The sequence below is a fragment of the Streptomyces sp. NPDC002076 genome (genome assembly GCF_053593835.1).
On record NZ_JBSFDI010000010.1, the window covers coordinates 331,139 to 341,992 of the forward strand.

The 10,854-nt window shown below is 68.7% G+C and carries 6 protein-coding genes and 1 pseudogene; 3 read left to right on the forward strand and 4 right to left on the reverse strand.

What is annotated here, in order from left to right; translation table 11 throughout:
* Positions 1–354: 354 nt before the first annotated feature.
* A complete protein-coding gene (locus tag ACWCQS_RS23150) occupies positions 355–2,061 on the forward strand; it encodes an alpha-keto acid decarboxylase family protein (protein WP_451006188.1) in 1,707 nt (568 codons plus the stop codon).
* 282 nt (positions 2,062–2,343) lie between these two features.
* On the opposite strand, the gene ACWCQS_RS23155 is transcribed toward ACWCQS_RS23150, so the two are convergent.
* Positions 2,344–3,165, reverse strand: a complete 822-nt coding sequence (locus ACWCQS_RS23155) for a sterol desaturase family protein (RefSeq protein WP_451006189.1) — start codon at positions 3,163–3,165, stop codon at positions 2,344–2,346.
* Positions 3,166–3,178: 13 nt separating this feature from the next.
* Positions 3,179–3,892 carry a FadR/GntR family transcriptional regulator gene (locus ACWCQS_RS23160; RefSeq protein WP_451006190.1) on the reverse strand — a complete coding sequence of 238 codons (714 nt, stop codon included), beginning with the start codon at positions 3,890–3,892 and terminating at the stop codon, positions 3,179–3,181.
* Between the two features lie 1,566 nt (positions 3,893–5,458).
* Here ACWCQS_RS23160 and ACWCQS_RS23165 point away from each other — a divergent pair.
* Positions 5,459–5,944 (forward strand): hypothetical protein, encoded by a 486-nt coding sequence (locus tag ACWCQS_RS23165; RefSeq protein ID WP_451006191.1) that lies wholly within the window; start codon positions 5,459–5,461, stop codon positions 5,942–5,944.
* A gap of 495 nt (positions 5,945–6,439) precedes the next feature.
* Positions 6,440–8,632 (forward strand): catalase/peroxidase HPI, encoded by a 2,193-nt coding sequence (gene katG / locus ACWCQS_RS23170; protein ID WP_451006202.1) that lies wholly within the window; start codon positions 6,440–6,442, stop codon positions 8,630–8,632.
* Between the two features lie 343 nt (positions 8,633–8,975).
* On the opposite strand, the pseudogene ACWCQS_RS23175 reads toward katG, so the two are convergent.
* Together ACWCQS_RS23175 and ACWCQS_RS23180 are read right to left on the reverse strand one after the other, a co-directional pair.
* Positions 8,976–9,314: pseudogene (locus tag ACWCQS_RS23175) on the reverse strand (FtsX-like permease family protein); the annotation flags it as partial.
* A gap of 423 nt (positions 9,315–9,737) precedes the next feature.
* Entirely contained in the window at positions 9,738–10,460 is a 723-nt protein-coding gene (locus ACWCQS_RS23180; RefSeq protein ID WP_451006192.1) for an ABC transporter ATP-binding protein, read from the reverse strand.
* Between the last annotated feature and the right edge of the window lie 394 nt (positions 10,461–10,854).

Below are 10,854 nucleotides of genomic sequence, written 5' to 3' on the forward strand. Positions count from 1 at the left end.
GAGTGCGTTCGAGGCGACGTAGTGCCGGAAGCTGTACATGCCAACACCGTCCTCCGCTGGCAGGTCCCTGAAGAGCCTCTGCACACGGCGGCGTTCCATCGGCTCCGTGCAGGAGCCGCTCGGACCGCGGAACCTCCCGGAACTCCCCCGCCCTGCGATGCTTCGGCTTCGCCCACCTATGCATGTTGGAGTGGATCTGCTCGTGCACCAGGTAAGGGACGGGATGACCACCCTTTCGCGGACGTTGGGAGCACGAATGCCCACGTAGGCGCGCAACCATCTCTCACCGCAGAATGGATATGAGCCGCTCCCGCTCCCCACGGAGACGATACCGGCGATTCGGAGGCACAGGCGATGTCCACCAGCCCGAGCCGATGGATGACGATCGGCGACTTCCTGCTTCGGCGTCTGGAGGAGGCCGGCGTCGGCCACCTCTTCGGCGTCCCTGGTGACTTCAACCTCGAACTGCTGCAGCAGTTGCAGGACGCGGGCACTCTGAAATGGGTCGGCAACTGCAGTGAGCTGAACGCGTCCTATGCAGCGGACGGCTATGCCCGGCTGAACGGCATGGGCGCGCTGCTCGTGACGAACGCTGTGGGCGCCCTGAGCGCGATCAACGGGGTCGCCGGCTCCTACAGCGAGCACGTGCCGGTGGTCTGTATCTGCGGGTCGATACCGCTCAAGTCCATCGATCGCGGCCTGGGGATGCACCACACGATGGCCGACGGCACCTGGGACCGCTTCCTCGGCGCCTACGCGCAGGTGACCGCCGCGCAGGCGCGACTGACCCCGCACAACGCGGTCACCGAGATCGACCGGCTGATCCTCACCGCGTGGCGGGAAAAGCTCCCGGTGTACATGGAGTTGCCTTCCGACATCGCCTATCTCGACATCGAGGTTCCCGAGGCCCCGCTGGTGCTCGCGCAACCGCCCAGCGACCCGGAACGGCTGCGGTCGTGCGTCACCGCGATCGCAGCCCACCTGTCTGCCGCCACGTCACCGGCGGTCCTGGTGGATCTGGACGCGGACCGGTTCGGCGTGGCAGCCGACCTCATGGGGCTGGCCGAGAAGATGCAACTCCCCGTGGCAGTGATCAGCACGGCCAAGGCGGTCATCGACGAGACGTTCCCCTATTACGTCGGCATCTACAACGGCCGGGCGAGCGAGCCGCACGTGCGCGCGGCGATCGAGACGAGCGACTGCCTGCTCTCCATCGGCTACCGGCCGATCGAGGTGACCACGGGCGACTTCACCGCTTCGCTGCCCGCCGACACGATCCGCGCCCGCAGCCACTCGGTGGACATCGGCGATGACAACTACCAGGCGGTGACGCTCAAGGAAGTCATCCGCGGCGTACTGGACGCCGTCCCGCACGTCACGAGCCGCGCTGCACCACAGCGGGGGGCTACGGCGGCGGAGACCCACGCAGTCGGCTCCACCAACCTGACGCAGGCCGCGTACTGGCAGGCGATCCAGGGCTACCTCCGGGCCGGGGACGTGCTCCTCCTCGACAACGGCACGTCGTACGCCCTCCTCGGCCTGCGACTGCCACCGGACTGCACCTTCGTCGGATCGATCAACTGGGGCTCGATCGGCTACTCGGTCGCAGCCCTGCTCGGCACGCTGACCGCAGCACCACACCGTCGCCACCTGCTGTTCCTGGGCGACGGCTCGTTCCAGCTGACCGCGCAGGAGCTGTCGACCATCCTGCGGCACGACCACAAACCCGTGATCTTCCTGATCAACAACGGCGGATACACCATCGAACGCGGTTACCTCGGCAAGACCGAGCAGTACAACGACATCGCGACCTGGGCCTACGCGGATCTACCGAAGGTGCTCCGCCCGGACACCACGGCGCGATCGTTCGTCGTCAAGACCACTGCGGACCTGACGGAGGCCCTCAGCGCCCCCAACGACACGCTGATCTTCATCGACGCGGTCATGGATCCCTACGATGCTCCCGCCGCGGTCATGACCAGCAGCAACACCGGCGCGGACATCGACTACGGGCCTCGCGGCCCGCAGCACCGCGACAACGTACAGCTCAGGCCGGCCTGACTCCCCGCCAACGCGAAACAGCGGCGCGGCCAGGAGACGCAGCTGGACTGGTTCCCCCAGCCCCTGCGGCGGTGCTCAGGCCGTGAAGCCCTCGATCGCCACGGGAAGGTGGCTGGGGCCGCGCAGTACGGCGTTGGCGCGGTACGGCGGCGGGTCCTCGAGCAGCCCGTCCGTTGACCGGTGACGACCCGCGGGATCGCACGGACGACACGCGAAGCCACAGCGTTACGAAACCCACGGGACGCGCCTGAGCACGCTGATGCGAAGATCAGCGGTGGCGTGTCATCCGTCCGCCCTGGGTGCCCAGCCGGGCGGCCCGAACAGATACCCGACCCGGTCGCGCCAGCGGTGCGCCGCGCGGACGTCGCGCCAGGCGGCCGCGAACTCGTGGAAGGCCACCCGCACCGGGTTGTAGGTGTCGATGTTCTTCGTCAGGCCGTACACCACCCGCACGCCTTCCGGCTCGAACGTACCGAAGAGCCGGTCCCAGACGATCAGGATGCCGCCGTAGTTGCGGTCCAGGTACTCCCTGTTGGAACCGTGGTGGACGCGGTGGTGGGAGGGCGTGTTGAAGAACCACTCCACCGGCCGCCACAGCTTGTCCACCCGCTCGGTGTGCAGGAAGAACTGGTAGACGAGGCTGAAGGCCTGCTGGAGCAGGATCATCCACGGCGGAATGCCGAGCAGTGCCAGCGGCAGCCAGAAGGGCAGCCCCGTCATCGGCGTCCAGCTCTGGCGCAGTGCGGTCGAGAGGTTGAAACGGACGCTGGAGTGGTGGACCACATGGCTCGCCCACAGCACCCGCACCCGGTGGTGGGCGCGGTGGAACGCGTAGTACGCGAGGTCGTCGCCGAAGAACAGCAGCACCCACGTCCACGCGGAGGACGGCGACAGGTGCCAGGGGGCGACGGCGAAGACAGCCGCGTACAGCACGATCGTCACTGCCTTCCACGGCATCGCGACGACCTGGCTGCCGGCGCCCATGGACATGCTGGTGACGGTGTCCCGCAGCTCGTAGCCGCGTTCGTCGTCGTCCGGGAGGAAGCGGTAGGACAGTGCCTCGACGACGACCAGCAGCACGAACGCCGGTATTGCATAGACCACGGCCGGGATCATGTCAGCGCACCGCCTTCCGCGGCGTCGCGGGCACACTGCGCGACAGCAGATCGCGCGCCAGCCGTTCGGCCGCCTCGGCCTCGCGTGCCGCGATGTGCGCTGCCAGCCGCTGATGTGCTGCGACGTCGAGGAGTTCAGCGGTCCGCAGGTCGTCCGGCACGTCGGCCACCGGGAGTGTGCCGCCCACCAGGCTGTTGAAGGCCAGCAGGTAGGCGACGTTCCCGGAACCCTCCACGATCAGCCGCCACCAGGCGACGTCCGCATCGCCGAGCTCGGTCAGATCGGGCCCGGTGCGCGCGTACCGGCCCGCGGCCTCGACGATCTGCCCGGCGGTGTCCTCGGAGCACCGGATCGCGCACAGCCGGGCCGCGTCGGCGCCGATGCATGCCCGCATCTCCAGGGCGTCGCGGGCGAGGTCCTCCACCGAGGGCCCGGCGTCGGCCGCCGCGATGCCCATGGCGAGGTCGAGGCCGGCGGTATGCCGCCAGTCCAGGACGAGCGTGCGGCCGCCGTGGCTGACCTCGACCAGCCGTGCCTGCTGAAGCCGCTTGACGGCCTCTCGGACGGCATGCCGGTTCACCCCGAACTCGGCTGCCAAATCCCGTTCGGCGGTGAGCGCGGAACCGGCCGGCAGTTCCCCACCGAGGATCCTGTCACGCAACAGGGCGAAGAGCTGGTCGGAGACCGCCTCGCGCCGGATGAGTCCCTGGTTCATGGCGATCAGGGTGAACGCGACCGGGTCTCTGGTCAACTGGTTGGACCAGTATTTCTGCGGCGTTCCGCGCGCACCGGTCGCCACCGGCGGACCGGCCCGTGGCCCCTCGGGTACGGCACCAACTGGCTGTGCGACCTGTTCGCCGGTGGCGGCCACGCCGCACCGACGCGTCTGGCGAGGGAGCCGGGACCGGGCGCGGGCGAGCTGCTGATGCTGCCGTACCTCTCCGGCGAACGCACTGCGATCAGCGCCGGACGCCCGCCGGCGATCGCCGGACGCGCATTCCCACACCCGCGGCGACCTCTACCGGGCCACGCAAAGGCCATCGAATCCGGGGTGCACGCCAACATCACCAGTCGGCCGGAGGAGGTGCGTACGACGACGATCGGCGCCTGACCACCGCCCAACGACGCAACCTCGCAACCTCGCACAGCGACTGCATCCGGCCGACCCCGACCATCCCTGGCACGGGCGCCGGTTCAGCACAGTTGGGGCACCCGCGGTGAGCTGGAGTACCACCCCATCCGCCCGCACCTGGTGGCGGAGTTCCAGGCCGACACCGCCGTCGACGAGGCTAGGTACCGTCATCCTGTCCGCTTCCTGCGGCCGCGCGACGAGCTCGCCGCGCAACAGATCCCGCCCTTCGGCACTGTGACCGCGTCCCGCGCAGCGGTCAAGCGGAGGCCGCGCTCCCCCACCTGCTCACCGCTGCGTTCCAGGGCGGAGCACTGCTGGACCAGGCGGCCGGCGAGTCCATACCCCTGCGTGACGCGCTGTACGGGGCCCTGGCCTAGGTCTAGTCATTCGCCGCAGAACGCTGACCGTACTGCGGAGTGCGGGACCCTCGAGCAAGCAGCGCTCAGGAAGCGTCCATGTGGCCCGGGCTGCTCGTGGCGGGCGTCGGCGCGGGCCTGCTGACGGCGCCTTCGACGGCTGCCGCGGTCAACAGCGTCCCGCCACGAGCGCATGGCGGCAGCAGCGGTGAACATGGCTCGTCGGTTGGGAACGGTGCTCGGCCCCAGTGTGCTCGGAACTGTCGTCACCAGTCGCTTCCCCCGGAACCTCCACGACCGTCTCGTCGAGGCAGGCATCCCCGCGGCGCAGGCGGACAGGATCGTGGAGGGTGCGTCACACGGCGGCAGCGCGACAGACCTTCCCGTATCCCTCGCTCGCGTGGTGGGGACCGCGGTACCGAGGGCTCACCGACGCCGTGCGCTTGGTCAACGTCATAGGCGGAGTTGTACTGATCGTCATGGCCGTGCCTACGGCGCTGTTCGTCCGCCACAAGGTTCACAGTCCCCGGACATCCGCTGGAGAGTAAACGGCACGTCAACGGGGCGGTGTGAGGCGGCCACAGGACCTTCGGCCGGACAACGTCCCCCCGAACAGCCGGTGTTGATCGCTGAGCACACCAGCAACACCGGCACCGCCCGCGAACCGAGACCGGTCAAACAGAGGGCCACGCCCCGGGCAACACCCTGATCAATCGTCGGGCGACTCCAAGCCAGACCCATAGCGCGCGCCTCACGCCCCGCGTCAGCGTGCGCGCGAAGGGAAGACACCGGCATGGCCAAATTCCTGCTCAGCATCCACGTGCTGGCGGCGATCCTGCTGATCGGACCGGTCACCGTTGCGGCGAGCTTGTTCCCGCGTTTTGCACGCCAGGCACTGGCCGACGGGACCGACCAGCAGTCGGCCACGGGATCGGTCCGGCCGCTGCACCGGATCTGCCGGGTCTACGCCGTGGCCGGCACCTCCGTCCCGGCCTTCGGTATCGGCACTGCTGAGGTGATGGGCGTGATGGGCAGCGCCCGGCTCATCGCCTCCATGGCTCTGACGGCGGTGGCCGCCGTCCTGCTGGGCATCGCGGTGCTCGGCACCCAGGACGACGTGGTCAGCGAGCTCGACAAGCCCGACCGGACGTCGACCGCCGCGGAGTCCCTGATCGCCCGGCTGCCCCACCTGTCGATGATCACCGGCCTGTTCGCCCTCACCTGGCTGATCGTGGTGGTCCTGATGATCGTCCGGCCCGGCTCGACGACGGGCGCATAACGGCTCAACCACCGCAGTGAACCCCGCGCTCTGCCGATGGCTGTTGCACGTCATCCGGCGCCGCCGGGACTGCCGCTGCTTCACGTGGCGACACGACCCCGGGGCTGAGTCCCGAGGAGGCGCGGATTCAGGTCCAGCGGGCGTCCAACGCGTCGTCCGACAGATGACGATCAAGACGGACGACTGGTCACTCAGGCCGTTCATCATTCCTGATCGCTCGCCTACCGATCGCGGCGCCACGCCTTACGGCCGCCACAGGACGGGCCCCTCCGACGCGTCCGGGGGCTTTCGTATTCGATTCGGCTTGCGTCGGAAGTCGGCACGGGAGCAGAAAGGTCGCCCCTTCTCTCACGTCTGTTATGCGGGGTGTTCTGCGTGTTTCATAGAGATGTGGTCTGCGATGCGCGACCATACGGACGCTCGACACCAGCAAAGCCGACGACGTCAAGAGCGGCAGCCGGCAGAAGGAACACCGAGACAGAAAGAAGGACGGGCATGTCCGGCAGTGAAAGCGAGAACCCGGCAATCCCTTCGCCGACGCCCACACCGACTCGGCGGCCCAGGACGAACCGGGACTGGTGGCCGAATCAGCTGGACCTTCAGGTTCTCCACCAGCACTCTCCCCGAGCCAACCCGATGGACGAGGACTTCGACTACGCGAAAGAGTTCGCGACCCTCGACGTCGACGCACTGAAGCGTGACGTCTTCGATGTGATGACGGCATCCCAGGACTGGTGGCCTGCCGACTACGGTCACTATGGGCCGCTCTTCATCCGGATGAGCTGGCATGCCGCGGGAACGTACCGCATCGAGGACGGCCGCGGCGGTGGCGGCAGCGGCGCACAGCGCTTCGCCCCCCTCAACAGCTGGCCCGACAACGCGAGCCTGGACAAGGCGCGCCGTCTGCTTTGGCCGGTCAAACAGAAGTACGGCCGGAAAATCTCCTGGGCCGATCTTCTGATCTTCGCCGGAAACTGTGCCATGGAATCCATGGGATTCAAGACGTTCGGGTTCGGTTTCGGACGAGAGGACATTTGGGAACCCGAGGAGATCTTCTGGGGGCCCGAGGACACATGGCTCGGAGATGAGCGCTACAGCGGCGACAGGGAACTCGCCGGTCCTTTCGCCGCCGTACAGATGGGACTGATCTACGTCAATCCGGAGGGACCCAACGGAAACCCGGACCCGATGGCTGCCGCCCGGGACGTTCGGGAGACGTTCGGGCGCATGGCGATGAATGACGAGGAGACGGTCGCACTCATTGTCGGCGGCCACACCTTCGGCAAGTGTCATGGCGCGGTCGAGGCCAGCTATATCGGCCCGGAGCCCGAGGCGGCCCCCATTGAGCAGCAGGGCCTCGGCTGGCGGAACACATACAACAGCGGCACGGGCCCCCACACGCTCACCAGTGGTCTGGAGGGCGCTTGGACCACCGAGCCGACCAAGTGGGACAACGGCTACCTGGACAATCTTTACGGGTACGAGTGGGAGCTGACGAGCAGCCCCGCCGGCGCTCACCAGTGGACTCCCTCGGACCCCTCGGCCAGGAACACCGTACGCGACGCCCATGATCCGTCGAAGCGGCACGCCCCCATGATGCTGACGACGGACCTCGCGCTGAAGGTGGACCCGATCTACGGCCCGATCACGAAGAGGTTTCACGAGAACCCGGACGAACTCGCGGTGGCCTTCGCCAAGGCCTGGTACAAGCTGCTGCACCGCGACATGGGACCCGTCTCGCGTTACCTCGGCCCGTGGATTCCCGAGCCGCAGCTGTGGCAGGACCCCGTTCCCGACGTCGATCACGAACTGGTCGGGGACGAGGACATCGCTGCCCTCAAGGGCAGGATCCTCGCCTCGGGCCTTTCCGTCTCCCAGCTGGTCACCACCGCCTGGGCGTCGGCAGCGAGCTTCCGCGGCACCGACAAGCGCGGCGGGGCGAACGGAGCGCGCATCCGGCTCGCGCCACAGAAGGACTGGGAACTCAACAACCTCCCCGAGGTGACCGAGGTACTGGGCACGCTCGAGAGGATCCAGCAGGACTTCAACCTCTCGCAGACCGGCGGAATGCGGGTCTCCCTCGCCGACCTGATCGTCCTCGGCGGGTGCGCGGCCGTCGAGCAGGCCGCGAGGAACGCCGGGTACGACGTCACGGTTCCGTTCGCACCGGGGCGTACGGACGCCTCGCAGGAGCAGACCGACGCGGCGTCGTTCGCCGTGCTGGAGCCCAAGGCGGATGCCTTCCGCAACTACCTTCCGGCGGGCGAGAAGCTGTCGCCGGAGACCCTCATGCTGGACCGCGCCAACCTGCTGACGCTGACCGCTCCCGAGATGACGGTGCTGATCGGCGGCATGCGGGCCCTGAACACCGGCTTCAAGGGGGCCACCCACGGTGTCTTCACCCACCGGCCAGGAATCTTGACCAACGACTTCTTCGTCAACCTGCTCGACATGGGCACGGAGTGGAAGGCGTCGGCTACGGACGAGAACGTGTTCGAAGGCCGGGATCGCGCCACCGGCGAGGTCAAGTGGACCGCCACCGCCGTCGACCTGATCTTCGGTGCGCACTCCCAGCTCCGAGCCCTCTCGGAGGTCTATGCGTCCCAGGATGCGGGAGAGAAGTTCGTACGTGACTTCGTGGCAGCGTGGAACAAGGTGATGAATCTCGACCGATTCGACCTCGCCTGAGCCCGACGTTCCGGGCGGCCCTCATCGGCCGACCGGGACGTGGCGAAGTGCGGCACTCTGCGGTCCTCAGCCATATGCCTGCGCGAGCGGGTCGGCTCCACGTCGCTGTCTGCTCCTGTGCCCTGGGGGCCGGGAGTGGCCGCGAGCGCGAACGATGCCGACCTCCAGGCGACCGTCGGGGAGAGCAGCGACGCTGTCGATGGACCTCCAGCACCTGCAGCGCCCCGCGCGTGGTCCCGGCCAGGCTCTCCTCGCGGATGCCCGCGGCTTCTATCGCGCGTCGGCGGGTCGCATGCCAGGTCGCTCCCGACGCGGTGACCACGGTGACGAGGGCGCAGAGCGCGACGGTCCCCAGGACCTGCGCCCACGGGACCACCGTCGGCGTGCCGGTCACCAGTTTGCTCAGCGAGACGTGCTGGGTCACCGCGGCGAGTCCGGTCGCCACGGCGGCGAGCGCGGTGCCGACGACCACCGCCACGGCGGCCTCGGCGGCGGCGACCTTCACGATCTGACTGCGCACCGCGCCGACCAGGCCAAGCAGGGCGAACTCCTGCCGCCGCCCGGCCATTGCCATGATCAGCGTGTTGGCGACCGCGATCAGCGTGCGGCGCTGGCCGGCCGGCTCCGGCGCCCACCACCCGGTAGCGGCCGGCGCCGTCGGAGGTGACGGCCTCGGCTTCATGCCCGATGAGCGACTTGGCGCCACCGGCAACGACGATCTCGTCCGGGGCCTTCGGCGCACGCCCGGCCACCAGGTGGTAACCCGCGAAGCCGGCCGAGGTCCAGGGGTGGCCGGTCGTCTTCCCAAGGCCGGGATTCAGCCGTACCGGGAAGCTGCGGTCGGCCGTGGCCTTCCCGGCCTCGGTCACCTTGGTCACGACGTCGGCGGGCAGCCCCGCGGGGGCCTTCATCGGTCGCCCCTCGAAGGCCTGGGGCGCGATGACGGTCGAGGCTTCCCTGAACCGTTGCGGCCCCGGATGCGGCGTGCCGAAGGTGGCCGCCAGGGTCAGCGTCATCATGCCGATCATCGTCGTGCCGAGGGCGAGGGCGAGGAAGGCGCCCACGAAGCCCATCGGACGGTGCCGGAGGGTGGCTGCGGCGATACTCAGCACGGCTTCGTCCCGCTCGCGCCGGGCTCCAGCGCGGCCATCCGCAGGGCCACGGACTCGGCCGTCGGCTCGGCCGGCTCGCCGGTCACCCGGCCGTCGGCGAGGAAGACCACGCGCTGCGAGTACGAGGCGGGCACCGGGTCGTGCGTGACCATGATCACCGTCTGTCCGTGCTGCTCGACGACGCCACGCAGCAGCGCCAGGACTTCACGCGCGGTACGCGAGTCCAGCGCACCGGTCGGATCGTCCGCGAAAACCACCTTGGGCCTGGTCACCAGCGCCCGCGCGATCGCGACGCGCTGCTGCTGACCACCCGACGGTTCGGCAGGCCGGTGCTCGCCCCGCTCGGCGAGGCCGACCTCGGCCAGCCCCTTGTCGATCGCCGCCGGATCGATGGGGCGCCCGGCCAACCGGAGTGGCAGTTCGACGTTCTGCCGGGCCGTCAGTGCCCGCATCAGGTTGAAGGACTGGAAGATGAAGCCCATGTCCTCGCGGCGCAACTCGGTCAGCGCCCGCTCGGAGAGCCGGTGCAACGGCGCACCATCCAACAGGATCTCGCCCGTGTCGACCCGGTCCAGGCCCGCCGCGCACTGCAGCAGCGTCGACCTGCCCGAGCCCGAGGGTCCCATGATGGCCGTGAAGGTACCCGCCGCGAAGTCGACGTCCACCCCATCGAGCGCCCGCACCCGGTTGTCGCCGCGGCCGTACGTCTTGTGCACGGCGGTCAGGCAGGCAATGTGGCCCAGCCTCTCAGCACCGACGAAGGCCGGACTCGAAGCCTGTGCCGGTAAAGCCTTGCTCCGGAACACTCGCTCGCCTTTCCATAGGGGCATCGGTCACCCGCTGCACCGACGCTAGGGCCGTTCGTGGCATCCACGCCTCCGGACTGTCCCTGATCTCGCCCCTGAGGAACCCCTGACCCGAGTTGGCAGCGGGCTGCCCCGGAGCCAAGAGCTGAGGCGTTCATCGGTCGCTGGGAGTAGGTCCTGCGCCCCAGGCGCGCTTCGCGCCTGCCTGGCTAGTGCCGCATCAAGCAACGTTCGCCTCTTGGGACGTCGACTGGTAGTTGGCCAGATGCCCGCACCCGGTCGTAGGAAATGACTGTGATGGCCA

Coding starts and splice junctions, on each gene's coding strand:
- ACWCQS_RS23150 (WP_451006188.1), top strand. CDS start 355: ATGTCCACCAGCCCGAGCCGATGGATGACGATCGGCGACTTCCTGCTT.
- ACWCQS_RS23160 (WP_451006190.1), bottom strand. CDS start 3,892: ATGAACCAGGGACTCATCCGGCGCGAGGCGGTCTCCGACCAGCTCTTC.
- ACWCQS_RS23165 (WP_451006191.1), top strand. CDS start 5,459: ATGGCCAAATTCCTGCTCAGCATCCACGTGCTGGCGGCGATCCTGCTG.
- katG (WP_451006202.1), top strand. CDS start 6,440: ATGTCCGGCAGTGAAAGCGAGAACCCGGCAATCCCTTCGCCGACGCCC.